The sequence below is a fragment of the Streptomyces fuscichromogenes genome (assembly GCF_014645815.1).
Lineage (GTDB): Bacteria > Actinomycetota > Actinomycetes > Streptomycetales > Streptomycetaceae > Streptomyces > Streptomyces fuscichromogenes.
Window position 1 is genome coordinate 1 of the sequence record NZ_BMML01000021.1, and the last position, 25,769, is coordinate 25,769.

Below are 25,769 nucleotides of genomic sequence, written 5' to 3' on the forward strand. Positions count from 1 at the left end.
CCGCCGCCGAAGGCCGCCTTGATGGCGATCGGCAGGCCGTGCTCCTCGGCGAACGCCACGACCTCCTCCGCCCCGGAGACCGGGTCCGGGGTGCCGGCCACCAGCGGCGCGCCCGCGCGCTGCGCGATGTGCCGGGCGGCCACCTTGTCGCCCAGGTCGCGGATCGCCTGCGGCGGCGGGCCGATCCAGGTCAGACCCGCGTCCAGGACCGCCTGCGCGAACTCCGCGTTCTCGGAGAGGAACCCGTAGCCCGGGTGGACGGCGTCCGCGCCCGCCTCACGGGCCGCGTTGAGGACCTTGCCGATGTCCAGATAACTGGTGGCCGGGGTGTCACCGCCCAGGGCGAACGCCTCATCCGCCGCTCGGACATGCAGAGCGTCCCGGTCCGGATCCGCGTAGACGGCCACGCTCGCGATCCCGGCGTCCCGGCAGGCCCGGGCCACGCGGACAGCGATTTCGCCACGGTTGGCGATGAGCACCTTGCGCACGATTGAGGCTCCCTCCTTGAAACAAGCCGAGTTTAGGGACTGCCGACACGGCACTTCGACCCGTCCCCAATGGTGAGCTTGCCCACACGGAGCGTGATGCGAGGCTCACCCGACCCGGGAAATCCCTTGTCGCACCTCGGTACGCAGGACTCCTTCGGGAAACCCTAGCTCCGTCATGTGGTCAAGGTCTCTGTGAGAGCGTGCCGCGCCCCACTCTGTTTCTTTGTTGAGTCCCTACGAATGGCCCAACGTTTCTTTGCTGCCGACCTGACCCTTGTCCCACGGTTTACCCGTTAGTAGCGTTCGCGATGTCTTGAACGAACTTCAAGTAACACCGGCTCGGTCCGGGCCGTGATCGAAAGTGGGTGGGGACCGGTGGTGCGCAGACCGGTGGCGTGGGTGGTGGCGGTCGTACTCTTCGCCGAGGCATTCGGCATCGCGGCACTCAACTGGTTCATGGGAGTGGTGGTCGACCGTCAGGACATGTCCCTGGCCGGCCTCGACCCGGACAGGATGTCGATGTCCGCGAAGGCCGGCGCCGTCGTCTTCGGCCTCTACTTCGCGCTGTGCGGCCTGGTGGCCCTGCTGGTCGCCGTCCGCAACCGCGCGCCCGCCGGCCTCGGCCGGGTGCTGCTGATCAGCGTCGCGGTCGTGCACGCCCTGCTGGGTGCCTTCGCGTGGGGCCTGATCGGTCCGGCCGCGTTCGTGTACATGGTGGTCGTCCTCGCGCTCGTGCTGCTGCTGCTCATGACGTACGACCAAGTGGCGGACGGGGCCGGTGACGCCGGGGCGCGGACCGACGGCGGGGACGGGGGCGGGGACGGCTCCGGTTCCGAGAACGCCCCGGACCCGGCGGAGCCCGAGCCGGAGGCGAAGAACGACACGCCGCCCGCGGGGCCGTTCACTCCGCCGGCGCCCACAACTCCGTGATGCCGACGCCGAGCTCCTTGAGCAGCCGGCGGATCAGGGGCAGGCTGATGCCGATCACGTTGCCGTGGTCGCCGTCGATGCCCTCGATGAAGGGCGCGCTGCGGCCGTCCAGGGTGAAGGCTCCCGCCACGTAGAGGGGTTCGCCCGAGGCGACGTACGCGGCGATCTCCGCGTCGGTGGGCTCGCCGAACCGTACGACGGTGGACGCGGTCGCCGACACCCGGCGCTTGCTCGCCGTGTCCCAGACGCAGTGCCCGGTCTGCAGGGTGCCGGCCCGGCCGCGCATCGACTTCCAGCGGGCGGTGGCCTCCTCGGCGTCCGCCGGCTTGCCGAGGGCCTGGCCGTCGAGGTCCAGCACGGAGTCGCAGCCGATGACGAGCGCGCCCTGGACGTCGGGGCGGGCGGCGACCACGGACGCCTTCGCCTCGGCGAGGGCGAGGGCCAGTTCGGCCGGGGTGGGGGCGGTGACGGCGTCCTCGTCGACGCCGCTGACGATCACCTCGGGGGCGAGGCCCGCCTGCCGCAGGAGGTTCAGCCGGGCGGGGGACTGGGAGGCGAGGACGAGTCTGCGCATGGGGGCAGCGTATCGGGGCGGGCCGACAGGGGGTCGCTCACCTCACGCGATGCCGACGGGGGGCGCTCAGCTCATGCGAGGCCGACCGGGGCCGGTCACCTCACGCCGAGCACGATCATCAGGACGACCATGACCAGGGCCAGGACGACGCCGAGCCGCCGGAGGGTGTTCTGCATGTCCTGCAGGTCCTTCGGCGGCTCGTCTTCGGGGTCCGACCACAGCATGTCACCAGCGTGCGGCTCGGCCGGGGGCGGCGCCTGAGTAGGGGTACTCAAATCGGTGCCCCGGGTTCCTCTTGGAGGCGCTCACGCGGCGGAGCCGCAAGTTGATACGGCCTCGCGCCCCTGAGGGGTCGGAGGCTAGCCCGGCCAGTAGGTGCGGGTCCATGCGTTCTGGCTCGGCTGGGGCAGCCGTTGGCGGGCGATGCGGGACGGGTCGGACCAGGCGTCCTTCGTTCCCGGGGGCTGGTCGGGGACGGCCGCCGCCAGGGCCGCCGCGCGGGCCCTGACCACTGCCAGTGCGGCGGCCAGTTCCTCCGGGGTCGGGTTGCCCCGTATGACCTTGATCGTCACAGCGGCTCCTTACAGGGGGATGTTGCCGTGCTTCTTCGGGGGCAGGGTCTCGCGCTTGGTGCGCAGCTGGCGCAGGCCGCGTACGACGTGGCGCCGGGTGTCCGACGGCATGATGACGGCGTCGACGTAGCCGCGTTCGGCCGCCGTGTAGGGGTTGAGGAGGGCGTCCTCGTACTCCCGGATCAGTCGGGCGCGCACCGCCTCCAGGTCCTCCCCGTTCGCCTCCGCCTCGGCGATGGTGCGGCGGTGCAGGATGTTGACGGCGCCCTGGGCGCCCATGACGGCGATCTGGGCGGTCGGCCAGGCCAGGTTGAGGTCGGCGCCCAGGTGCTTGGAGCCCATGACGTCGTAGGCGCCGCCGAAGGCCTTGCGGGTGATGACGGTGATGAGCGGGACGGTGGCCTCGGCGTAGGCGTAGATCAGCTTGGCGCCGCGCCGGATGATGCCGTCGTGCTCCTGGTCGACGCCGGGCAGGAAGCCGGGGACGTCGACGAAGGTGATGACCGGGACGTTGAAGGCGTCGCAGGTGCGGACGAAGCGGGAGGCCTTCTCGCTCGCCTTGATGTCCAGGCAGCCGGCGAACTGCATGGGCTGGTTGGCGACGATGCCGACCGGGTGGCCCTCCACCCGGCCGAAGCCGGTGACGATGTTGGGGGCGAACAGGGCCTGCGTCTCGAAGAACTCGCCGTCGTCGACGACGTGTTCGATCACCGTGTGGATGTCGTACGGCTGGTTGGCGCTGTCCGGGACCAGGGTGTCCAGCTCGCGGTCCTCGTCGGTGACCGTGAGGTCGGCCTCCTCGGGGAAGACCGGGGGCTCGGAGAGGTTGTTGGACGGCAGGTACGACAGCAGCTGCTTGACGTACTCGACGGCGTCCTTCTCGTCGCCGGCCATGTGGTGGGCCACGCCGGAGACGGAGTTGTGGGTCCGGGCGCCGCCCAGCTCCTCGAAGCCGACGTCCTCGCCGGTGACCGTCTTGATGACGTCCGGGCCGGTGATGAACATGTGCGAGGTCTGGTCGACCATGACCGTGAAGTCGGTGATGGCCGGGGAGTACACCGCGCCGCCCGCGCAGGGGCCGACGACCAGTGAGATCTGCGGGATCACGCCGCTGGCGTGGGTGTTGCGGCGGAAGATCTCGCCGTAGGCGCCGAGCGAGGCGACGCCCTCCTGGATCCTGGCGCCGCCGGAGTCGTTGATGCCGATGACCGGGCAGCCGGTCTTCAGGGCGAAGTCCATCACCTTGACGATCTTCTGGCCGTAGACCTCGCCGAGGGCGCCGCCGAAGACGGTGAAGTCCTGGGAGAAGACGGCGACGGGACGGCCGTCGACGGTGCCGTACCCGGTGACGACGCCGTCGCCGTAGGGGCGGTTCTTCTCCAGGCCGAAGTTGCCGGAGCGGTGCCGGGCGAACTCGTCCAGCTCGATGAAGGAGCCCTCGTCGAGGAGCAGCTCGATCCGCTCACGGGCCGTCAGCTTGCCCTTGGCGTGCTGCTTCTCGACCGCGCGCTCCGAACCGGCGTGTGTCGCTTCGTGGACACGGCGCTGGAGATCCGCGAGTTTCCCCGCGGTCGTGTGAATGTCGATCTCTTCCGGCTCGGACATCGGGATGCGGCTCCCTGCCTGCTCAAAAGGGGGGACGGTTACTCATCCGTAGCGTAGTGGGGTGCCTACCAAACGGCAGTGCGGCGTACAACACACCTAGGGTGGCTTGCATGACGCCCCGAGATGCAGCAGATGCGAACAACAGTCGTTGGTCCGATCTGGACCGTCCACCGCTGAACGCGGCGGGGCTGCGCAGGGCCCTGGTGCGGGACGGCGGGCACGGGGGCCTGTACGCCGACATCGAGGTCGTGGACCGCACCGGCTCCACCAATTCCGACCTCGTGGCGCGGGCCGTCGCCGGGGGCGCCGACGAGGGTGCGGTGCTGGTCGCCGAGGAGCAGACGGCGGGGCGGGGCCGACTGGACCGGCAGTGGACGGCGCCGCCGCGCTCGGGCCTGTTCTTCTCGGTGCTGCTGAAGCCGGCCGAGGTGCCGGTGGCCCGCTGGGGCTGGCTGCCGCTGCTCACGGGGGTGGCGGTGGCGACGGGGCTGGCACGGGCGGCGGGCGTCGACACGGCACTCAAATGGCCGAACGACGTTCTGGTGACCGTGGCGGGCGAGGAGCGCAAGGCCGGCGGCATCCTCGCGGAGCGGGCCGGCGAGGACGCCGTGGTGGTCGGCGTCGGGATCAACGTCACGCTCCGGGCGGCGGAGCTGCCGGTGCCGCAGGCGGGGTCGCTGGCGCTGGCCGGGGCGGTGAGCACGGACCGGGAGACCCTGCTGAGGGCGGTTCTGCGGTCCCTGGAGGACTGGTACGGGCGCTGGCGCGCGGCAGGCGGCGATCCGGCCGCGAGCGGGCTCCAGGAGGCCTACGCGGCGGGGTGCGCGACGCTGGGGCGGTCGGTACGGGCGGAGCTGCCCGGGGACCGGTCGCTGGCCGGGGAGGCGGTGGCGATCGACGGCGACGGGCGGCTGGTGATCGCCACGAAGGAGGGCGTTCAGGAGCCGGTGGGAGCGGGGGACATCGTGCACCTGCGCCCGGCGTGACGGTCGTGCGGCTATGACGTGCCCCGTAAGGGGCGCGGGGAACTGCGCGAGCAACCCCCACCGGTCCGCACCGGAAAATCGACCCCTCACCACCCCGATGTCGGCTTTCCTCACGAAGTGAGCTACCGCACAGCTGCCGTAGAGTTGAGGCCGGTCGGTATGCGACCGCGGTAGATCGGAAGGGCAGCAGGCGTGACCGTCGACGACACGGGCTCCGGCGCGGGCGCGGACGCCGCCGACTCCGGCGAGGACCCCCTCGCGCTGCGTCTCGAAGGCCTGATCCTCGGGGCCGAGCGTCGCTACACCCCCTTCCAGGCGGCCCGCAGCGCCGGTGTCTCCATGGAGCTGGCGTCGCGGTTCTGGCGGGCGATGGGCTTCGCCGACATCGGACAGGCCAGGGCGCTGACGGAGGCCGACGTGCTGGCCCTGCGCCGGCTCGCCGGCCTCGTCGAGGCGGGGCTGCTCAGCGAGGCCATGGCCGTGCAGGTGGCGCGGTCGACGGGGCAGACCACCGCCCGTCTGGCGGAGTGGCAGATGGATTCCTTCCTGGAGGGCCTGACCGAGCCGCCCGAGCCGGGCATGACCCGTACCGAGGTCACGTACCCGATCGTCGAGCTGCTCCTGCCCGAGCTGGAGGAGTTCCTCGTCTACGTCTGGCGCCGCCAGCTGGCCGCCTCGGCCGGCCGGGTCGTGCAGGCCACCGACGACGAGGAGATGGTCGACCGCCGCCTCGCCGTCGGCTTCGCCGACCTCGTGGGGTTCACCCGGCTGACCCGGCGTATGGAGGAGGAGGAACTCGGCGAGCTGGTCGAGGCCTTCGAGACCACCGCCGCCGACCTGGTGGCGGCCCGCGGCGGCCGGCTCATCAAGACCCTCGGCGACGAGGTCCTGTACGCCGCCGACGACGCCGGTATCGCCGCCGACATCGCGCTGCGCCTGGTCGAGACGATGGCGAACGACGAGACGATGCCGGAACTGCGCGTCGGCATGGCCTTCGGCACGGTGACCACCCGAATGGGCGATGTCTTCGGTACGACCGTGAACCTCGCCTCCCGCCTCACCTCGATAGCGCCACGCGACGCCGTGCTGGTGGACAGCGCGTTCGCGGAGGAGCTCATCCGGGTGGGCGAGGCGCCGGCCTCGGAGGCGGCCGCCGCGGAGGAGGCGGCGACCGCCGAGAAGGAGGGCGAGGAGCCCCCCACGTACCGTTTCGCGCTCCAGCCGATGTGGCAGCGCCCGGTGCGTGGCCTGGGTGTGGTGGAGCCCTGGCTGCTCACCCGCCGGGACGGGGAGCCGTAGCCGCCGGCGGGCTCACGCACAGTCCGACCACCGGCAGGCAGACGCCGTCGCCCGGCTGGTCCGCGGTGGGCGTCGGGGTCGGAGCCGGTGCCGGGTCCGCGGCCGGCGGCGGAGCGCCCGTCGGCCGGGTCGGGGCCGTCGGGATGGTGGTCGGGACCGTGCCGCCCGCGCCGGGCAGCGCGGTGGGCGAGACGGACGGTGACACGGCGGCCGTACGGGCGGCGGCGCCGGCCGGCGCTGTCGTGGCCGGTGCCGTGGTGGTGCCCGCGCCGTCCGGCACGGTGGCCGCCGAGGGCGTCGCCCTGAGGAGCGTGCCGACGGTCGCGGCCGCGTTGGCCGGCCGGGCGGTGGCGTCGGCGGTCGGGTCGAGGTGGGGTTCCGCCTCGGCGGTGCCGGGCGCACTGACACCGCCCCCGTCCGGTGTCAGCCGTACGAGACCGAGCACCCCGGCGGCCAGCGCGAGCCCTCCGGCGGCGAACAGCGGCTTGCGCGGCCGGGGCTTGCGGTGTCGTCCCCGGCGGCCGGCCGCCGACGTTCCTGTCATGGCGTTCCCTCCCCACGTGCTCCCGGTGCCCGCCGCGCGCGCCCCCGGGTGCGCTGCGGCGAGCGCACGTTATGCGCTCCCATGGGGCGTGCGCCGGGAGTCTCCCTGAATGTCACTCGAACGAGGTTGTCCAGGACCGGTCGGTGCCTCTTTCCCCCGGCCTGCCCCGGCTGCGATGATCAGGGAGTTAACAGGCGTTAACGCGTGGGCGAGTCGAGCGGAGGGTGCCATGAGCGAGGAGCGGTACGGGGAGTTCGTGCTGGTGCGGCGGCACGGACATGTCGCGGAGCTCGTACTGGACCGGCCCAAGGCGATGAACGCGGTGTCGACGGCGATGGCCCGCTCGGTCGTCGCCGCGTGCGCCGCGCTCGGCGACGACCGGGACGCGCGTGTGGTGGTGGTGACCTCGTCGCACGAGCGGGCGTTCTGCGTCGGCGCCGACCTGAAGGAGCGCAACGCGATGACCGACGCGGAGCTGCTCAGGTCGCGGCCGCTGTCGCGCGGGGCGTACACCGGCGTGCTGGAGCTGCCGATGCCGACGATCGCCGCCGTGCACGGCTACGCGCTGGGCGGGGGCTTCGAACTGGCCCTGTCCTGCGATGTGATCGTGGCCGACGACACGGCCGTGGTGGGCCTGCCGGAGGTGTCGGTGGGCGTGATCCCCGGCGGTGGCGGTACGCAGCTGCTGCCGCGCCGGGTGGGCGCCGCCCGGGCGGCCGAGCTGGTCTTCTCGGCGCGGCGGGTGGCGGCGCCTCAGGCGCGTGAACTGGGTCTGGTCGACGAACTGGTGGCGGCGGGACAGGACCGGGAGGCGGCGCTGGCGCTGGCGGCCCGGATGGCGGCGAACTCGCCGGTGGGGCTGCGGGCGGCGAAGCGGGCGCTGCGGCTCGGGCACGGGCTGGACCTGCGGGCGGGCCTTGAGGTGGAGGACGCGGCCTGGCGGACGGTGGCGTTCTCGGGGGACCGTGCGGAGGGGGTCGCGGCGTTCAACGAGAAGCGGACACCGCAGTGGCCGGGGGAGTAGGGCGCGGGTAGCCGGGGCCGGGGGGTGGGGACGCTTACCGGCGCTTGCCGGGTGCCGCCGCGCCCGCCCTCCCCCACTCTCGGCTTCGCGCGAGCGGGGGGACCCCCATCGCCCTGCGGCACGCCTGCCCGCGGCTGAAGAGGGGGGCGGGGGAGATGCGGCGGGCAAAGCGCCCCGTCAGGGGCGCGGGGAACTGCGCGAGCAAGCCCCGCCGGCCCGCGGCCCGCGACGATGCGCCCGCCCCGCAACACCTGTTCGCCGCACCAATGTCCCGAATGCACCTAATAATCCCTAACCTGGAGTGATGGGTGAGGACAACCGGCTGGCCGCCGTCGTCGCGCTGGCCCAGGGCATGGCTGCGGCTCACACCCCACACGAGTGCTGGCGCGCCGCCGCGGTCGGCGCCTGCCGCGCGCTGGACGGCAGCTTCGCCGCGCTCTCCGTCTGGGAGCGCGAGCTCGGCCGGCTCCGGGTCCTCGTGAACGTCGGCGACCGCGCCGCGGACGAGGCGGAGTTCCCGGAGGCCGAGGCCTATCCGGTGCACCAGTTCCCGGAGATCACCGAGTTCCTCCACGAACGCTGGGCGGGCGGCGGCGGCCCCAACGCCTGGGTCGAGACGGCCGAGGGTCCCGCCGCCGGCCGCCCCGGCTACTCGCACCAGCGCGTCGCCGCCCTGCGCCGCCGGGGCCGCGGCTGCTGCCTGGTCGCCCCGATCATGCTGCACGGCAGGGCCTGGGGCGAGCTGTACGTGGCCCGTGCCGCCCGCGTCGCCGTGTTCGGCCGTGCCGACGCCGACTTCGCCACCGTCCTCGCCTCCGTCGTCGCCGCCGGGATCGCGCAGACCGAGCAGCTGGAGGAGGCCCGCCGGCTCGCGTACACCGACGCGCTGACCGGGCTCGCCAACCGCCGGGCCGTCGACGCGCGCCTCGACGAGGCGATCGAGCGGCACCGCGCGGACGGGGCGGTGGTCAGCCTCGTCGTCTGCGACCTCAACGGGCTCAAGAAGGTGAACGACACCCGTGGGCACGCCGTCGGTGACCGGCTCCTGGAACGCTTCGGCTCGGTGCTGTCGCTGTGCGGGGCGATGCTCCCGGGTGCGCTCGCCGCACGGCTCGGCGGCGACGAGTTCTGTCTGCTCGCGGTCGGTCCGGCGGCCGACGACGTGGTCGAGGCGGCCGACGAACTCTGCCGTCGGGCGGCGGAGTTGGAGCTCGGGGAGGGGGTCGCGTGCGGGGTCGCCTCGACCGCGGACCCGATCGGTCCGGTGCGCTCGGCCCGACGGCTGTTCAGGCTCGCCGACGCGGCCCAGTACCGGGCGAAGGCGCTGCGCGCGGACCGGCCGGTGGTGGCCGGGCGGGAGGGGCCGGACGACCCCGTCGTACGGCTGGCCGACGCGCCGCCGCCGGAGCGGGCCGAGCGGCGCAGCTTCCGCGGGCGCCGGGGGCTGTGACGCGCGAGTCGTCGGGGCTGTGACGCACAAGTAAGGGGCAACCCCGTGCCCCAGTAGTGACAGCAGCCGCATTCAATGCGTACGCTCCTGAATATGGATATGCACACTGTGGTGGTGGGGACGTCCGGTGTCACCGCGTCCGACGTTCTCGCCGTGGCGCGCGGCGGCGCCCGGATCGAACTCTCCGCGGAGGCCGTCACCGCCCTCGCGGCGGCCCGCGAGATCGTGGACGCGCTGGCGGCCAAGCCGGAGCCGGTCTACGGCGTCAGCACCGGCTTCGGCGCCCTGGCGACCCGGCACATCAGCCAGGAGCTGCGGGGCCGGCTGCAGCGCAACATCGTCCGCTCGCACGCCGCCGGCATGGGGCCGCGGGTGGAGCGCGAGGTCGTCCGGGCCCTGATGTTCCTGCGGCTGAAGACCGTCTGCTCCGGACACACGGGTGTGCGTCCCGAGGTCGCGCAGACCATGGCCGACGTGCTCAACGCCGGCATCACCCCGGTCGTGCACGAGTACGGCTCGCTCGGCTGCTCCGGGGACCTGGCCCCGCTCTCGCACTGCGCGCTCACGCTGATGGGCGAGGGCGACGCCGAGGGCCCCGACGGGACCGTCCGCCCCGCGGGCGAGCTGCTCGCCGAGCACGGCATCGCCCCCGTGGAGCTGCGCGAGAAGGAGGGGCTCGCCCTCCTCAACGGCACCGACGGCATGCTCGGCATGCTGGTGATGGCCCTCGCCGACCTGGACATGCTGTACAGGTCCGCCGACGTCACCGCCGCGTTGAGCCTTGAGGGGCTGCTCGGGACCGACAAGGTGCTCGCGCCCGAGCTGCACGCCATCCGGCCGCACCCGGGGCAGGGCGACAGCGCCGCCAACATGCTCGCCGTGCTCCAGGGCTCCCAGCTGACGGGGCACCACCAGGACGACGCGCCGCGCGTCCAGGACGCGTACTCGGTGCGGTGCGCTCCGCAGGTCGCCGGGGCGGGCCGGGACACCCTCGCGCACGCCCGGCTGGTGGCCGAGCGGGAGCTGGCGTCGGCCGTCGACAACCCCGTCGTGCTGCCCGACGGGCGGGTCGAGTCCAACGGCAACTTCCACGGGGCGCCGGTCGCCTACGTCCTCGACTTCCTCGCGATCGCGGTGGCCGACCTCGGGTCCATCGCCGAGCGGCGGACGGACCGGCTGCTGGACAAGAACCGCAGCCACGGGCTGCCGCCGTTCCTCGCGGACGACGCGGGGGTCGACTCGGGGCTGATGATCGCCCAGTACACGCAGGCGGCGCTGGTCAGTGAGCTGAAGCGGCTGGCCGTTCCGGCGTCGGCCGACTCGATCCCGTCCTCGGCGATGCAGGAGGACCACGTGTCGATGGGGTGGTCGGCCGCGCGCAAGCTGCGGACGGCCGTGGGGAATCTGACGCGGATCATCGCCGTCGAGCTGTACGCGGCCACCCGGGCCATCGAGTTGCGGGAGGGCCTGACGCCGGCGCCGGCCTCGCGGGCGGTGATCGAGGCGGTGCGCTCCGCGGGGGTGCAGGGGCCCGGTCCGGACCGGTTCCTGGCGCCGGATCTGGCCGCCGCGGAGGAGTTCGTGCGGGGCGGGGGCGTGGTCGCGGCGGCGGAGACGGTGACCGGGGCGCTGCGGTAGTCGTTCGGCCGCGGGTGCGCGGGGGCTGGTCGCGCAGTTCCCCGCGCCCCCGAGAGTGCGGAGTTCCCCGCGCCCCTGGGCCCGTTTCCGTGCGGTCCTTCGCAGGGGTGCGGCTAACCCAGCTTCTTCGACTGGGCCTTGATCACTGCCGGTGGCACCGTGTACGTCTTGCCGGTCATCATCGCGCCGATGTTCATCGTGAAGTACGTCGCGACCGTGTTGCCGTGGCGGACCACCTCCGCGTGCAGGGGGCCCTTGTCGCCGTCGATGTCGGTGGTCGCGGTGAAGGCGACGGACTCGTCGCCCGATCCCGACGCCGTCGTGGGCGTCACCTTCGTGACCTTCTGCTCGTCGCCGGAGGCGCCGCCCGTGAAGCCCGTCGTGCAGTTCTCAAGGGCTGTCGAGACGGCCCGCACGGCTTCCCGGGCGCCGTCGCCGTCGTACGACGACAGGTCCAGCGAGGTGATGTCCAGGTTCAGGGAGTCCTTGAGCGCGCTCTCGAACTTGCCGTCGGCCAGGTCGTCGAGCGAGGTCGCGTCGTCGGTCGGGTCCTTCTTCTCCTCCCGTACCGTGCGGCCGATCTCGGTCGCCGGGGTGGCCGGGGCGAGTCCGGTGAGGACGTAGACCAGCGGGCGGCACTTCTCGTCGCTGGACCTGATGGTGCTCCGGGACGGCGCGGCTTCGCCGATCGGGTTGACCTTGTAGCCGGTCACCTCGCCCTGCGCCAGGATCCGCTGCTTCAACTCCCCGGTGCTCAGCGCCTTCACGGCGGCCGATTCCCGGGCGGTGCCCGCGGCGTCCTCGGAACTCCCGCCGGAGCAGCCGGTGATGAGGGCGAGGGACAGCGCGCCGCCGACGGCGAGGGCGCGGATCCGCACGCCCGGAGATCTCTTCATGAGAGGACTGTGCGGCTCTGGTCAAGAGCCGGTCAAGTTGTTTAAAACTCCAGCCGTTCCCGGCGCACCGAATAGGTCACGAAGCCCGCGCCGACGGCGAGGAAAAGGGTGCCGCCGATGACGTACGGCGTGGTGTCCGGGCTTCCGGTATCGGCGAGTTGGGTGGCGTCCCCGGTCGCCGCGGACGTGGCCTCCGACAGCGCCCTGGCCTGCTGGGTGACGCGCGACGCCGCCCCCTGCGACGTGCCGGTTCTCGCCGGGGCGTCCTGCGACGCGTTGGCGGACGGGACGAACCACAGCGCGCACAGGAGCGTGCCTGCGGCGGTGGCGGTCAGCAGCGGGCGGCGAGCGGATGACACGGAATATCGATCCCCTTGTGACGCTGGCGAATTGGCCGTGTGGAGCGATATTAGTGAAAGTCGCGGGTCACGGGAAAGTCACGGGAGGTTTCGGTCGTACGCTCCCGCCATGAGCACTCCAGAGACATCACGTTTTGTGCGGCTTCGGGTGGAGCTGGTCCTTGAGGTCGAGGACGCCGGCGAGGTCACCAAGGCCGCGCTGCGCCGGATCGCCGGGGACCCCGACCTGCCGGACGACGAGCGGACGCAGGCCGAGACCGCTGTGACGGAAGACACCGCCGAGGCCCTCGCCTATCTCGTGGATCCGTTCGACCTGGTCAGCGAGGTGCCCGGGGTGGAGCTCCAGCAGGCCTCCTGGTCCAGCGAGCGGATTTCCTATGATCCGGATTCGCCGGACTGGGATCTCGACGAAGATGATGGCGAGGACGACGAAGAGGGCGGCATCGGCTGAGCGATCCGGGGAACCGGTGACCCCGGACGGCAACCGCCGTCCGGGGTTTCGTCGTCTCAGAGGGCGCACGGACCGGCCCCTCCCGCACCAGCCGCCTCTGCGGACGTGGTGTGCCCCACAGATCCGAAGAATGTGGAACGGGACGACACGGCCGTAGCGTTGAGGTTTTCTGACGGGGACTCCCGGCGTGTTCGCGGACTCGGCAACGATGGAGAAGCGTGTGATGACGGACAGTAAGCGGCGCAAGGGCCTGATGGCCGCGTCCGCACTGCTCGGCGGTGTAATGGTGCTCACGGCGTGTTCCGGCAGCGACGACAAGGCGTCCGGCGGCACCAGCAGCTCGCAGTCCCAGGCGGACGAGGCCGCTGCCAAGAAGTCGTCCAAGGCCGACATCACGATCACGCCGAAGGACGGCTCGGACGGCGCGTCCATCAACAACTCCGCCGCCGTCACGGTCAGCAAGGGCACGCTCACCGGCGTGACCATGACCACCGCGACCGGTACGGCGGTCGCCGGCACCCTGTCCGCCGACAAGACGAGCTGGAAGCCGAACGCCCAGCTGGAGCGGTCCACCACCTACAAGGTCGCCGCCGAGGCCAAGGACTCCGCCGGTCTGGTCGCGCACGAGAACGCCTCCTTCACCACGGTCTCCCCGGCCAACAGCTTCATAGGCACCTTCACCCCCGAGGACGGCTCGACCGTCGGTGTCGGCATGCCCGTGTCGATCAACTTCGACAAGCAGATCACCGACAAGGCCGCCGTCCAGAAGGGCGTCACGGTCACCTCCAGCAGCGGCCAGGAGGTCGCCTGCCACTGGTTCTCCACCCAGCGCATGGACTGCCGTCCCGAGGACTACTGGAAGGAGAACTCCACCGTCACGCTGAAGCTCGCGCTCGACGGTGTGCAGGGCGCCTCCGGTGTCTACGGCGTCCAGCAGAAGACGGTCACCTTCCACATCGGCCGCAACCAGATCTCCTACGTGGACGCCAAGACCAAGGAGATGAAGGTCACCGAGGACGGCAAGACCGTCAAGACCATCCCGATCTCGGCCGGTTCGCCGGAGCACACCACGTACGAAGGCATCATGGTGATGTCGGAGAAGTACAAGCAGACGCGGATGAACGGCACGACCGTCGGCTTCACCGACAACGACGGCAAGGCCGAGTACGACATCAAGGACGTGCCGCACGCCATCCGCCTCACCAGCTCCGGCACCTTCCTGCACGGCAACTACTGGGGCGCCAAGTCCGTCTTCGGCTCCGTGAACACCAGCCACGGCTGCGTGGGCCTGTCCGACACCAAGGGCGCGAACGACACCACCACACCCGCCTACTGGATGTACACGCACTCCATCATCGGTGACGTCGTGGTCGTCTCCAACACCGGCGACAAGACCGTGGCCCCCGACAACGGCCTCAACGGCTGGAACATGAACTGGACCCAGTGGAAGGCCGGTTCGGCCGTCTGAGCCACCCGCACACCGCACGGAAGGCGGCCGCCCCCCGGGGGCGGCCGCCTTCCGCGTGTCCGGCCGGTGCTGACAGCCCGGTGCGGGGCGATTCCTGGCCTCCGGACAGCCTTCTCATGCATCTCTTATTTACGCCTTATCGAGCCATCACGGTGCGTCCCTACCTTGCGGTCATGTTCTTCACCTACCTGAGGCGCGAACTGCGCCGCCGCAGAAAGGCGGCTCTCGTCGTCGCCTCCGGCCTCGCGCTGGGCATCGCACTGGTCATCGTGGTCAACTCCGTGTCCAACGGCATGGGGAAGGCACAGGACAAGGTCCTCCAGTCGCTGTACGGCCTGGGTACGGACATGACGGTCACCAAGGCCGCGTCGGCGACCACGAGCGCCTCGCAGCGGCCGCGCTTCAACTTCGACGCGCAGAACAACGGCTCGTCGAGCACGCAGAGCAGTGACCGTGTCATGGTGCAGGGCTTCAGCACCCTCGCCTCCACGACCGTCACCAAGGTCGGCGCCCAGAAGGGCGTCGCGACCGCGGTCGGCGGGCTGAACCTCAACGTGGTCAAGATCAGCGGCCAGTTCACCCGGGGTCAGTTCAAGCAGAACCAGGGTTCCGGGGGCACCGGCACCGGCGGCAACCGTGGCGGCGGTGGCGGCACCGGAGCGCCGCAGGGCGAGGTCCAGGGCGGTGGCGCCAACTTCGACGTCAACTCGTACACGGTCTACGGCACCGACGTCACCCAGACCGAGGTCGGCCCGCTGACCTCGTCGAAGATCACCAGCGGCCGTACCTTCAAGACCACCGAGACGAACGCCAAGGTGCTGGTCGCCGACTCGGCGTTCGCCAAGGAGAAGAAGTACAAGGTCGGTTCGACCGTCACCATCAACAAGGTCAAGTTCACGATCATCGGTATCGCGACGGCCGACAGCGGTGACGCGGCCGCCAACCTGTACATGCCGCTCAAGCAGGCGCAGACGCTGGCCGACGAGAAGAACAAGGTCACCACGATCTACGTCAAGGCGACCGACTCCAAGCAGATCTCGGCCGTCAAGAAGACCATCCAGGGCAACGTCTCGGGTACGACGGTGACCACCTCCGCGGACCTCGCGAGCACCGTCTCCGGCTCGCTGTCCACGGCGTCCTCGCTCGCCACCAACGTCGGCAAGTGGCTGTCCATCGCGGTGCTCGTGGCCGCGTTCCTGGTCGCCGGTCTGCTCACCTCCTCGGCGGTCTCCCGCCGCGTCCGCGAGTTCGGCACGCTGAAGGCGCTGGGCTGGAAGTCCGGCCGGGTCACCCGGCAGGTCATCGGCGAGGCCATGGTCAACGGCCTGGTCGGCGGCGCGCTCGGGATCGGGCTCGGTCTGGCCGGCGCGTACGTGGTCACCGCGATCAGCCCCACCCTGGACGCCTCCCTCGGCGGTGGCGGCGGCGGTGGCGGCGGTGGCACCGGTGCTGGCGGCTTCGGCGGTGGCGGCGGCGGCTTCGGCGGCGGTCCCGGCCGGCAGACCGCGAAGACCCTGGAGGTCGCCCTCACGGCCCCGGTCAGCGTGACGACCATCGCGCTGGCGGTGGGCCTGGCGGTGGCCGGCGGCCTGATCGCGGGCGCGTTCGGCGGCTGGCGCGCGTCCAGGCTGCGGCCGGCGGACGCGCTCAGGCGCGTCGAGTAGCCGACGTCCGTCGAGGCTGGGGGCCCTGCGGCACGCCTGCCCGCGGACATCGTGCCCCGTAAGGGGCGCGGGGAACTGCGCGACCAGCCCCCACCCGCCCGCGGCCGACAACGCACCGCCCCACCCCGAAAACCCTCCAGGAGCCACCATGTACGAACTCAGAAACGTCACCAAGCTCTACACACGCGGCAAGGACACGATTCGAGCCCTCGACGGCATCGATCTGACCATCGCCGACGGCGACCGTCTGGTCATCCAGGGCCCCACGGGCGGCGGCAAGTCCACCCTTCTGCAGATGCTGGGAGGACTCGACCGCCCGACCTCCGGCGAAGTCGTCCTGGACGGGACCGACCTGGCCAAGCTCTCCGAAACGAAGCTCACGTCGGTCCGCAGCGAAAGCATCGGCTTCGTCTTCCAGTCCTTCAACCTCATCCCGACGCTCACCGCCCAGGAGAACGTCGAGACCGCGCTCGTCCCGCTCGGCGTCAAGACCAAGGAGCGGCGCGAGCGCGCCGCCGAGGCGCTGACCTCGGTCGGTCTCGGTGAGCGCCTCGGCCACCTGCCCTCCGAACTCTCCGGCGGCCAGCAGCAGCGTGTCGCCATCGCCCGGGCCCTGGTGAAGCACCCCAAGGTGCTGCTCGCCGACGAGCCCACCGGCAACCTCGACGAGGGCATGCGCGACGAGATCATGGAGGTGCTGGAGCGCATGTGGAAGGAGCACGGGCTGACCTTCATCATGGTCACCCACGACTCCGCGATCGCGAAGAAGGCCCCGCGCCTCGCGACCATCCGCAAGGGCAAGATCACCGTCAAGGAGAACGCCGGCGCGTAACACCGGCGCGCCGCGTACAACCACGCGGTTGTGTAACGGTGTTCGCCCCGGCGCGTAACAGTTGTCCCGCGCTCTTCTTACCGGCCTCTCATCTATTGAGCCCGCTGATCACCCCCCGGCATACTCCGTATTCCGGGGGGTTGACGTATGTGCGTACGAGACTGCCCCCGGCCGGGTGAACGGGGAATTCGCCCGGCACACCGTCTCCTGGGGGAGTCTTGCGCAGACAAGTGAAAAGAGCCGCCGCGGCCACGGTGGCCACGGCGGCAGCCGTCGCGCTCGCCGCGGGCATGACCAGCCCGGCGTCCGCGAAGCCGGAACAGCGCGCCGCCACGGCCGCCGCTGCCTCTTCGCTCACCGCCAAGCACCACGTCACCCTGATCACCGGTGACCGGGTCGCCCTGGACGCCAAGGGCCGCGTCGTCGGCCTGGAGCGGGCCGAGGGGCGCCGGCACATACCCTTCCGCATCAGCAAGGCGGGCGGGCACACCCTTGTCGTCCCGGGTGACGCCGTCCAGCTGGTGGCCTCCGGCAAGCTGGACCAACGGCTTTTCGACGTCACCGAGTTGAACAAGGCCGCGACCCGCAGGGCGCAGCGCAACGGCCTGAAGGTCATCGTCGGCTACAAGGGCGCCGCCACGGCCGCCAAGGCCGACGTGCGGGACGCGGGCACCCTGCGGCACAGCCTGAGGACGCTCAACGCCGACGCCGTGCAGACCCCGGTCAAGGACACGCCGGAGCTGTGGGACGCGGTCACCGACGGGGACAGGGCCGCCGCCGGCATCGCGCACGTCTGGCTGGACGGCGTCCGCAAGGTCAGCCTGGACAAGTCCGTGCCGCAGATCGGCGCGCCCACGGCCTGGAAGGCCGGCTACAACGGCAAGGGCGTCAAGATCGCGGTCCTCGACACCGGCGTCGACACGACCCACCCGGACCTCAAGGACCAGGTGATCGAGTCCAAGAACTTCAGCGGGGCCGCCGACGCCACCGACCACTTCGGCCACGGCACGCACGTCGCGTCCATCGCGGCGGGCACCGGCGCCAAGTCGCACGGCAAGTACACGGGTGTCGCGCCCGGCGCGAAGATCCTCAACGGCAAGGTCCTGGACGACACCGGCTCCGGTGACGACTCCGGCATCCTCGCCGGCATGGAGTGGGCGGCGGCCGAGGGCGCCTCCGTCGTCAACCTCAGCCTCGGCGGCTACGACACCCCGGAGATCGACCCGCTCGAAGCCGAGGTCAACAAGCTCTCCGCCGAGAAGGGCATCCTGTTCGCGATCGCCGCGGGCAACGAGGGCCCCGAGTCGATCGGTTCGCCGGGCAGCGCGGCCGACGCGCTCACCGTCGGCGCCGTCGACGGCAACGACAAGCTGGCCGACTTCTCCTCCACCGGCCCCGCCGCCGACGGTTCCATCAAGCCGGACGTCACCGCCCCCGGCGTCGACATCACCGCGGCCGCCGCCAAGGGCAGCGTCATCGACCAGGAGGTCGGCGAGAACCCGCCCGGCTACCTGACCATCTCCGGCACGTCGATGGCGACCCCGCATGTCGCGGGCGCCGCCGCCATCCTCAAGCAGGAGCACCCCGACTGGGGCTTCCAGGAGCTGAAGGCGGCCCTGACCGGCTCCGCGAAGGGCGGCACGTACACGCCGTTCGAGCAGGGTTCGGGCCGGATCGCGGTCGACAAGGCCATCAAGCAGACGGTGGTCTCCGACCCGGTGTCGGTGAACTTCGGTGTCCAGCAGTGGCCGCACACCGACGACACCCCGGTCACCAAGCAGCTGACCTACCGCAACCTCGGCACGTCCGACGTGACGCTCGCACTGAAGTCGTCCGCCACCGACCCCAAGGGCGCGGCGGCCCCGGCCGGCTTCTTCAAGCTCGGCGCGACCACGGTGACCGTCCCGGCGGGCGGTACGGCCTCCGTCGGCCTCACCGTCGACACCAGGCTGGGCGGCACCCTCGACGGCGCCTACTCGGCGTACGTGACGGCGACCGGAGGCGGGCAGAGCGTCCGCACGGCGGCCGCGGTCCAGCGTGAGGTGCAGTCGTACAGCGTCACCGTCAAGCACATCGGGCGCGACGGCAACCCGACCGGCGTCTACAGCACCGACCTGGCCGGCTACTCGGGCCTCGGCAACGGCCGTGACTACGTCGTGCCGGCCGACAACTCCGGGACCGCCACGATCCGGGTGCCGAAGGGCACGTACCTGCTCGACGCCTGGATCGCGAAGGACTTCACCACCTTCGACGGCGGTCTCGACTGGCTGGTCAACCCCAAGCTGAGCGTCACCAAGGACATCACGCTCACCGTCGACGCCCGCACCACCAAGGCCGCCGACATCACCGTGCCGGACGCCCAGGCCACCCCGCACTCGGCGACCGTCGACTACATGTACGACCCGGCCGGCATCGGGTTCGGGGTCGGCTTCGACTCCTTCGACAAGATCCGGATCGCACCGCTGGGCGGCGAGGTCAGCGGTCTGACCCAGACCTGGAGCGGCCAGTTCACCAAGGGCGCCGACGAGGAGTACGACGTCGCCACCAGCGCCCAGGTCAAGAAGGTCCAGGGCGACAAGGTCCGGCACTTCAGGACCGGTGAGCTCGCCACGGTGAAGAACGCCTTCGGAGCCTCCGCGTCCCACAAGACCGGCGCCATCGCACCCTGGGGCGTGGTCGGCGAGGACTTCCTGATGGGCGACGCGGTGGAGCAGAAGCTGCCCGCCACCCGCACCTTCCACGTCTCCACCGTGGACCACGCCCAGTGGGCCTTCGACGCCATACAGTTCTCCGGCCACGACGCCCAGGGGCTGCCGATCGCCGACGCCTACTACACGCTGGGCGACCCGAAGACGTACACGGCGGGCCGGACCTACCGGAACACCTTCAACACGGCGGTCTTCGGCCCGCACCTGAGCAGCGACTACGGTCTGTTCCGCAACGGCAACGAGATCTTCGGCGTGGTCCCGCTGTTCTCGGACAGCGGCAAGCACGCCGGGTCCTCCGACTTCCTGTCGGTGAACACCGTCCTGTACCGCAACGGCACCAAGGTGGGCTCCAACAAGGACCCGCTGTTCGGCGACGGCGTGTTCACGGTGCCGTCCGCGAACGCCGAGTACAGGCTGACCACCTCGGTCATCCGCTCGGTCAAGGTCGCCGCCGCCTCCACCCGGATCGACGCGAGCTGGACCTTCCACTCGAAGAAGCCGGGCAGCGGCACCACACTGGCCAAGCTGCCGGCCTCCACCGTCCACTTCGGTGCCCAGACCGGCCTGGACAGCCGCGTCGAGGCGGGCAGGAAGGTCACCTTCCCGGTCACCGTCGAGGGCGCGGCCGCGGGCGGCAACCTGAAGTCCCTCGTGGTCTACGTGTCGTACGACTACGGCCAGACCTGGAAGAAGCTGACGGTCAGCCACGGCAGGATCACCGTCAGGAACCCGGCCAAGGGCAAGGCCATCTCGTTCCACGCCAAGATCGCCGACAAGAAGGGCAACAAGTCGACGATCTCCATCTACAACGCGTACTACGCCAAGTGAGCGCGTCGGTCGCCGAGTAGAACCACAGCGAGCGGCCCGTCGGAAGCGCGGCTTCCGGCGGGCCGTTCTCCATGACCGGGCTCAGGCGGTGGAAGCGACCCGGGTCGCGTCCGTGCCCCAGCTGGCCAGCAGGCGCAGCGCCTGGGCCGACTCGGAGCCCGGTTCCGCGTGGTAGGTGACCAGGGACTGGTCCAGGTCGTCCGGCATCCGGAACGACTCGTAGCTGAGGGACAGCTCGCCCACCAGGGGGTGGTGCAGCCGCTTCACCCCGTGGCTCTTCTCCTTGACGTCGTGCGTCGCCCACAGCCGGCGGAACTCCTCGCTCTTCACCGAGAGCTCGCCCACCAGCGCGGACAGCCGGGTGTCGTCGGGATAGCAGCCCGCGTCCATCCGCAGCAGACAGACGATGTCGATCGCCTTCTGCTCCCACTCGACGAAGAGATCGCGGTACTCGGGCCGCAGGAACACCAGCCGCGCCCAGTTGCGCTCCGTGACCGGCAGCTCCGACCAGTCACCGAAGACCGCGGCCGCCATCCCGTTCCACGCCAGGATGTCCGAGCGGCGGCCCCCGATGTACGCCGGCACTCCCTCCATCGCCTCCAGCAGCTGCCCCAGCGCCGGGCGCACCTGCTGCGGCCGCGCCGACACCTTCTTCTTGTGCTGCTTGCCCTTGGCGAGATGCGTCAGATGCGCGTGCTCGGCGTCGCTCAGCCGCAGCGCACGGGCGATCGAGTCCAGCACCTCCGCCGACACGTTCCGCCCGTTGCCCTGCTCCAGGCGCGTGTAGTACGCCACCGACACCCCGGCCAGCTGAGCCAGCTCCTCGCGTCGCAGCCCCGGCACCCTGCGGTGCCGGCCGAAGTCCGGCAGCCCCACGTCGGAGGGGCGCAGCCGGGCCCGCCGGGAGCGCAGGAACTCGCTGAGCTCGGCGCGCCGGTCCAGGGACGGGGAGGCGGCGGCGGAGGCGGCGGCGGAGGCGGCGGCGGGCAGGGACTGGTCTTCCATACATCCAGTATTCACGGTCGTACGCACAGGAACCTGACCCCGCCGGTGGTAGGCACGGCAGACGTACGCAGAGGCGGGGGCTGGGTGACGGACGTAGCGTGGAGGAGCCTGGAAACGTGCCCGGGACGGAAGAAGGCGACCGGGTGCGAAGACACCTCTAGGAGAACCCCCCTCATGACCACTGTTGCTGCTTACGCCGCGCCTGCCGCGAAGGCCCCGCTGGAGCGGACCACGATCGAGCGGCGCGCGGTCGGCGAGTTCGACGTCCTCATCGACATCGAGTTCGCCGGTATCTGTCACTCCGACATCCACCAGGCCCGCGAGGGCTGGGGTACGGCGATCTTCCCGATGGTGCCCGGTCACGAGATCGCGGGCGTCGTCTCCGAGGTCGGCCCGGGTGTCACGAAGTACGCGGTGGGGGACCGGGTGGGCGTCGGCTGCATGGTCGACTCCTGCCGTGAGTGCGACAACTGCAAGGCCGGTCTCGAGCAGTACTGCACCGGCGGCGGCCCGACCTGGACGTACAACGCGGTCGGCAAGGACGGGCAGCCCACCTACGGCGGCTACGCGCAGAAGGTCGTCGTCGACGAGAACTACGTCGTCCGCATCCCGGACGGTCTCTCCCTCGACGTGGCGGCCCCCCTCCTGTGCGCCGGCATCACCACGTACTCCCCGCTCAGGCACTGGAACGCCGGTCCCGGCAAGAAGGTCGCGGTCGTCGGCCTCGGCGGCCTGGGCCACATGGGCGTGAAGATCGCCGCCGCCCTGGGCGCGGAGGTCACCGTCCTCTCCCAGTCCCTCCGCAAGAAGGACGACGGCCTGAAGCTGGGCGCCACGCACTACCGCGCGACCAGCGACCCGAAGACCTTCGAGGAGCTCAGGGGCACCTTCGACATCATCCTCAACACGGTGTCCGCCCCGCTCGACTTCGACGCCTACCTGTCGCTCCTGAGGACCGACGGCGCCATGGTGAACGTGGGCATCCCGGAGGAGCCGGTGCACATCCTGCTCTCCTCCGTCTTCGGCAACCGCCGCGTCCTGAGCAGCTCCGGCATCGGCGGTATCCCGGAGACCCAGGAGATGCTCGACTTCTGCGCCGAGCACCAGCTGGGCGCCGAGATCGAGCTCATCAGCGCCGACCGGATCAACGAGGCGTACGACCGGGTCGTCGACAGCGACGTCCGCTACCGCTTCGTGATCGACACGGCGACCATCTGAGTCACCTCCGTCTGCCCAGCAGATACAGCAGACAGGGGCCGCCGACCAGGGAGGTCAGCGCACCCACCGGGATCTCCAGCGGAGGGACCAGGGTGCGGGCCACCAGGTCGGCGCTCACCAGCACGAGTGCGCCCGTCAGCGCCGAGCAGATCAGCGGCAGCCGGGGGGTGCGGGTGAGCCGCCTCGCCAGCTGCGGCGCGGTCAGCGCGACGAACCCGATCGGCCCGGCGGCGCCGGTCGCGGCGGCGGCGAGCACGACGCCGAGGGCGGTGAGACCGAGCCGGGCCCGGTCCACCCGGAGGCCGAGGGCGGCGGCGGTGTCGGGGTCCAGCCCGAGCGGCCGCGCCGCCCGTGCCGCCCACACCAGCGCGGGCAGGGCGAGCCCGAGAACGACGGCGAGCGGTCCGGCCTGCTCCCACCCCCGCCCGTTCAGGCTCCCGGTCAGCCACAGTCTGGCCTGCTCGGCCGCGTCCAGCTCGCTGTCGGTGAGATACAGCTGGACGACGGCGGACAGGGCGACGCCGACACCGACGCCGGTCAGCACGAAACGGCTGGGCCGCATGCCGTGCCGCCAGGCGAGGACGTACACGAGGGCGGCGGCACCGAGGCCGCCGGCCACGGACACGAGGGGCATCGCGGAGGGCGCCGCGACGGCGCCGGTGGCCAGCGCGAGCACGGTCGCGGCGGCGGCGCCGTGTCCGACGCCGATCACGTCCGGGCTGGCGAGCGGGTTCCGGGTGACGGTCTGCACGAGGGCGCCGGCGAGCCCGAGAGCCGCGCCGACGAGGCCGCCGAGCACGATCCGGGGAACGCGCAGCTGGTTGACGACGAGGCCGTAGGGCGTCTGGTCGCCGCGGAGGGTGCGCCAGACGTCGGCCGGAGAGATGTAGGTCTGGCCGACGCAGGCCGAGGTGATCATCGCGGCGGAGAGCAGGGCGAGCAGCGCGAGGGCGACGAGTATCGAACGCCGGTGGAAGACGAGGGAGAAACGTGGGTGCGGCCGAAGTACCACGACTGCGGGCCGGTGGGGGTTGCCCGCGCGGTTCCCCGCGCCCCTTACGGGGCGCTGCCCAGCCGTCCCTCTCACAGCTCCCCAGCCGCGGGCGCTCGGGTCAGCCATTTCGGCCGCGGGCGGCACCCGGCCGGCGCCGGTGAGCGTCCCCACCCCCCGGCCCCCACCCGGGGTACCTCTCACGTCACGGCCCCTTTCCTCCGTACCAGCGCCACCAGCACCGGCACCCCCACCAACGCCGTCATCACACCCGCCGGCACCTCCGCGGGAGCCCGCACCACTCGCCCCACCACATCGGCGGCCACCAGCAAACCCGCTCCCAGCAGCGCGGACAGCGGCAGCAGCCGTCCGTACCCGCCGCCCCTGACCAGGCGTCGTGCCAGGTGCGGCACCACCAGCCCGACGAACGCGATCGGCCCGGCCGCCGCCACCGCGGACGCGGTCAGCAGGGTCGCGCCCAGCGCCGCGCACCCCCGGACCAGGTGCACCCGGTGCCCCAGCGCCCGCGCCGTCTCGTCGCCCAGCGCCAGCGCGTCCAGGCCCCGGGCGCAGGACAGCACCAGCGCGGCGCCCGCCGCCAGGAACGGCAGCATCCGTACCACCGTCCCCGCGTCCCGCCCGCTGAGCGCCCCCACCTGCCAGAACCGGAACTGGTCGAGGGTGGCGGAGCTGGAGGTGAGGACCACCGTCGTGGCGCCCGCGGTCATCGCGGACAGGGCGGTGCCGGCGAGCGCCAGCTTCACCGGGGACGCCCCGCCCCGTCCCCGCGCCGCGACGCCGTACACCAGGCACGCGGCGAGGACGGCGCCGGTGAAGGCGTACCAGACGTAGGCCCCGAAGCCGGCTCCCGAGCCGCCGAGGACGATGGCGAGCACGACCCCCGCGGCCGCCCCCTGGCTCAGGCCCAGGATGCCGGGGTCGGCGAGCGGGTTGCGGGTGACCGCCTGGAGCGTGGCGCCGGCCAGGCCCAGTGCGGCGCCCGCGGTGAGGCCGACCTCGGTACGGGGCAGGCGGAGGGACCGTACGACGAGCGCGTCGGGTGCGGACCCGCCGTGCAGGAGGGCGTCGAACACGGCGGCCGGCGGTATCGCACGGGTGCCGACGGCGAGGCTGAGCACGGCGACGACGGCCACCGCGAGGGCGGCCGTCGGCCAGACGAGGGCGCGGCGCACTTACCGGAGGTGCTCGGCGAGCTGTCGTACGACCAGACGCGCGGCCGTGGGACCGGCGTTGAGGTACCAGGGGTCGTCGTCGACTTGCACGGCGTGCCCGGCCTTCACCGCCTTCAGGGACTTCCACAGCGGCCCGGCGAGCACGGTCGCCGCGTCCGTCCTCGCCGCGTCGCCCTGCACGGAGTAGAAGATCCAGTCACCGTCGGCGATGTCGGCCTTCTCCGGGCTGATGTCCTGCGAAATGGCGGTGAACTGCTGGGACCTGGGGCGGGAGAGACCCATGTCCACGGCTATCGAGCCGGTGAAGGAGGACACGCCGAACATCCGGGTGCGGTCGGGTGTGAAGCGGAGCATGGACACGCGGTCCGAGCCGTCGAGGGCGGACCCGCTCGCCTTGGCGTTGTCGACGATGTCGGTGAGCAGTTCCCGCGCCTTCTGCCCGTCGCCGACCGCGTCCCCGACCAGCAGCAGGTCGCGCTTCCAGTTGATGCCCTGGCCGGCGGTGACCACGGTGGGCGCGATCTTCGACAGCTGGGGGTAGAGGTCGCCGAGCGAGTCGTTGACCAGGATCAGGTCGGGCCTGGCCGCGGCCAGGGACTCCAGGTTGGGGGACTGGCGGGTGCCCGCGTCGGTCATCGAGGCGAGCTTCTTCCGGTACCGCGGGAAGGCCTTGGCGAGGTAGTCGGGGACCAGCCCGGCGTTCTCGGCGCGGGTGCCGACCGTCGGGACGATGCCGAGGGTGAGCAGGTCGTCGAGCTGCCCGGTGCTGAGCACCGCGATCCGCTCCGGCCGGGCCTCGATGGTGGTCTCGCCCTCGAAGTGGGTGACCGTGCGCGGGAAGACGCCGTCGGTGCCGGTGTCGGAGCCCATCCCGTCGGCGAGGGCGCTCGGTGCGGCGGAGGGGCCCTCGGAGGCGCCGGCGACCTTGTTCACGGTCCCGTCGGCACCGGCGCTGCCGGCATCGCCGTCCCCGCCGGACGACGAGCAGCCGGCCAGCAGACCGCCGACCACGGACACAGCGGACACGGCCACGACGGCCCTCAACC

Annotated in this window: 24 protein-coding genes; 12 read left to right on the plus strand and 12 right to left on the minus strand. The window is 71.6% G+C overall.

Features of this window, described 5'->3' with window-relative positions:
* Positions 1-488, minus strand: a 488-nt coding sequence (locus IEZ11_RS35355; RefSeq protein WP_308426560.1) for a biotin carboxylase N-terminal domain-containing protein, incomplete at its 3' end; no start/stop codon positions are given.
* Positions 489-863: 375 nt separating this feature from the next.
* Between IEZ11_RS35355 and IEZ11_RS35360 the strand changes: the two genes are divergently transcribed.
* A complete protein-coding gene (locus tag IEZ11_RS35360) occupies positions 864-1,418 on the plus strand; it encodes a hypothetical protein (protein ID WP_189267069.1) in 555 nt (184 codons plus the stop codon).
* Here the strand turns inward: IEZ11_RS35360 and IEZ11_RS35365 are convergent.
* The 4 genes from IEZ11_RS35365 to IEZ11_RS35375 all read right to left on the minus strand — a co-directional run bounded on the left by IEZ11_RS35365 (position 1,390) and on the right by IEZ11_RS35375 (position 4,169).
* A complete protein-coding gene (locus IEZ11_RS35365) occupies positions 1,390-1,992 on the minus strand; it encodes a Maf family protein (protein ID WP_189267070.1) in 603 nt (200 codons plus the stop codon). The two genes, IEZ11_RS35360 and IEZ11_RS35365, sit on opposite strands and share 29 nt — an antisense overlap.
* 95 nt (positions 1,993-2,087) lie before the next feature.
* Entirely contained in the window at positions 2,088-2,216 is a 129-nt protein-coding gene (gene mmpB, locus IEZ11_RS52075) for a morphogenic membrane protein MmpB (protein ID WP_268239945.1), read from the minus strand.
* 135 nt (positions 2,217-2,351) lie between these two features.
* Positions 2,352-2,564 (minus strand): acyl-CoA carboxylase epsilon subunit, encoded by a 213-nt coding sequence (locus IEZ11_RS35370; RefSeq protein ID WP_189267071.1) that lies wholly within the window; start codon positions 2,562-2,564, stop codon positions 2,352-2,354.
* A 9-nt stretch (positions 2,565-2,573) separates the two neighbouring features.
* Positions 2,574-4,169, minus strand: coding sequence for an acyl-CoA carboxylase subunit beta (locus IEZ11_RS35375; RefSeq protein WP_189267072.1), 1,596 nt, complete (start codon positions 4,167-4,169; stop codon positions 2,574-2,576).
* A 110-nt stretch (positions 4,170-4,279) separates the two neighbouring features.
* Here IEZ11_RS35375 and IEZ11_RS35380 point away from each other — a divergent pair, with 110 nt between their 5' ends.
* Both IEZ11_RS35380 and IEZ11_RS35385 read left to right on the plus strand, forming a co-directional pair.
* On the plus strand, positions 4,280-5,155 hold the full coding sequence (locus IEZ11_RS35380; RefSeq protein ID WP_189267073.1) for a biotin--[acetyl-CoA-carboxylase] ligase: 876 nt from the start codon (positions 4,280-4,282) through the stop codon (positions 5,153-5,155).
* A gap of 192 nt (positions 5,156-5,347) precedes the next feature.
* Entirely contained in the window at positions 5,348-6,454 is a 1,107-nt protein-coding gene (locus tag IEZ11_RS35385; RefSeq protein WP_189267074.1) for an adenylate/guanylate cyclase domain-containing protein, read from the plus strand.
* Here the strand turns inward: IEZ11_RS35385 and IEZ11_RS35390 are convergent.
* The gene (locus tag IEZ11_RS35390; RefSeq protein ID WP_229713551.1) at positions 6,429-6,998 is read right to left on the minus strand and encodes a hypothetical protein; all 570 of its coding nucleotides are present in this window, start codon (positions 6,996-6,998) and stop codon (positions 6,429-6,431) included. The genes IEZ11_RS35385 and IEZ11_RS35390 overlap by 26 nt on opposite strands.
* Positions 6,999-7,227: 229 nt before the next feature.
* Between IEZ11_RS35390 and IEZ11_RS35395 the strand changes: the two genes are divergently transcribed.
* From IEZ11_RS35395 to hutH, 3 genes are all read left to right on the plus strand, one after another.
* The gene (locus tag IEZ11_RS35395; protein ID WP_189267075.1) at positions 7,228-8,022 is read left to right on the plus strand and encodes an enoyl-CoA hydratase/isomerase family protein; all 795 of its coding nucleotides are present in this window, start codon (positions 7,228-7,230) and stop codon (positions 8,020-8,022) included.
* 304 nt (positions 8,023-8,326) lie between these two features.
* Positions 8,327-9,472, plus strand: a complete 1,146-nt coding sequence (locus tag IEZ11_RS35400; protein WP_189267076.1) for a GGDEF domain-containing protein — start codon at positions 8,327-8,329, stop codon at positions 9,470-9,472.
* A 99-nt stretch (positions 9,473-9,571) separates the two neighbouring features.
* Positions 9,572-11,110, plus strand: a complete 1,539-nt coding sequence (gene hutH, locus IEZ11_RS35405) for a histidine ammonia-lyase (protein WP_189267242.1) — start codon at positions 9,572-9,574, stop codon at positions 11,108-11,110.
* A gap of 113 nt (positions 11,111-11,223) precedes the next feature.
* Here the strand turns inward: hutH and IEZ11_RS35410 are convergent, their stop codons facing one another.
* Together IEZ11_RS35410 and IEZ11_RS35415 are read right to left on the minus strand one after the other, a co-directional pair.
* Positions 11,224-12,006, minus strand: a complete 783-nt coding sequence (locus IEZ11_RS35410; protein ID WP_229713552.1) for a hypothetical protein — start codon at positions 12,004-12,006, stop codon at positions 11,224-11,226.
* A 41-nt stretch (positions 12,007-12,047) separates the two neighbouring features.
* On the minus strand, positions 12,048-12,365 hold the full coding sequence (locus tag IEZ11_RS35415; protein WP_189267077.1) for a hypothetical protein: 318 nt from the start codon (positions 12,363-12,365) through the stop codon (positions 12,048-12,050).
* Between the two features lie 109 nt (positions 12,366-12,474).
* Between IEZ11_RS35415 and IEZ11_RS35420 the strand changes: the two genes are divergently transcribed.
* The 5 genes from IEZ11_RS35420 (at position 12,475) to IEZ11_RS35440 (ending at position 20,316) form a co-directional block, all read left to right on the plus strand.
* A complete protein-coding gene (locus IEZ11_RS35420; protein ID WP_189267078.1) occupies positions 12,475-12,816 on the plus strand; it encodes a hypothetical protein in 342 nt (113 codons plus the stop codon).
* Positions 12,817-13,039: 223 nt separating this feature from the next.
* Positions 13,040-14,284 carry a L,D-transpeptidase gene (locus IEZ11_RS35425; RefSeq protein WP_189267079.1) on the plus strand — a complete coding sequence of 415 codons (1,245 nt, stop codon included), beginning with the start codon at positions 13,040-13,042 and terminating at the stop codon, positions 14,282-14,284.
* 173 nt (positions 14,285-14,457) lie between these two features.
* The gene (locus tag IEZ11_RS35430) at positions 14,458-15,948 is read left to right on the plus strand and encodes an ABC transporter permease (RefSeq protein WP_189267080.1); all 1,491 of its coding nucleotides are present in this window, start codon (positions 14,458-14,460) and stop codon (positions 15,946-15,948) included.
* Between the two features lie 148 nt (positions 15,949-16,096).
* Positions 16,097-16,780: an ABC transporter ATP-binding protein gene (locus tag IEZ11_RS35435; protein ID WP_189267081.1), complete on the plus strand. Its 684-nt coding sequence runs from the start codon at positions 16,097-16,099 to the stop codon at positions 16,778-16,780.
* A gap of 230 nt (positions 16,781-17,010) precedes the next feature.
* Positions 17,011-20,316, plus strand: a complete 3,306-nt coding sequence (locus tag IEZ11_RS35440; RefSeq protein ID WP_229713553.1) for a S8 family peptidase — start codon at positions 17,011-17,013, stop codon at positions 20,314-20,316.
* A gap of 81 nt (positions 20,317-20,397) precedes the next feature.
* On the opposite strand, the gene IEZ11_RS35445 is transcribed toward IEZ11_RS35440, so the two are convergent.
* Positions 20,398-21,321 (minus strand): helix-turn-helix domain-containing protein, encoded by a 924-nt coding sequence (locus tag IEZ11_RS35445; RefSeq protein WP_189267082.1) that lies wholly within the window; start codon positions 21,319-21,321, stop codon positions 20,398-20,400.
* Between the two features lie 174 nt (positions 21,322-21,495).
* Between IEZ11_RS35445 and IEZ11_RS35450 the strand changes: the two genes are divergently transcribed.
* Complete coding sequence (locus IEZ11_RS35450) at positions 21,496-22,539, plus strand: NAD(P)-dependent alcohol dehydrogenase (protein ID WP_189267083.1); 1,044 nt, start codon at positions 21,496-21,498, stop codon at positions 22,537-22,539.
* A gap of 1 nt (position 22,540) precedes the next feature.
* Here the strand turns inward: IEZ11_RS35450 and IEZ11_RS35455 are convergent, their stop codons facing one another.
* From IEZ11_RS35455 to IEZ11_RS35465, 3 genes are all read right to left on the minus strand, one after another.
* Positions 22,541-23,551, minus strand: a complete 1,011-nt coding sequence (locus IEZ11_RS35455; RefSeq protein WP_229713554.1) for a FecCD family ABC transporter permease — start codon at positions 23,549-23,551, stop codon at positions 22,541-22,543.
* Between the two features lie 179 nt (positions 23,552-23,730).
* Positions 23,731-24,723 (minus strand): FecCD family ABC transporter permease, encoded by a 993-nt coding sequence (locus IEZ11_RS35460; protein ID WP_189267084.1) that lies wholly within the window; start codon positions 24,721-24,723, stop codon positions 23,731-23,733.
* Positions 24,724-25,749, minus strand: a complete 1,026-nt coding sequence (locus IEZ11_RS35465; protein WP_229713568.1) for an ABC transporter substrate-binding protein — start codon at positions 25,747-25,749, stop codon at positions 24,724-24,726. It lies immediately after the preceding gene.
* Between the last annotated feature and the right edge of the window lie 20 nt (positions 25,750-25,769).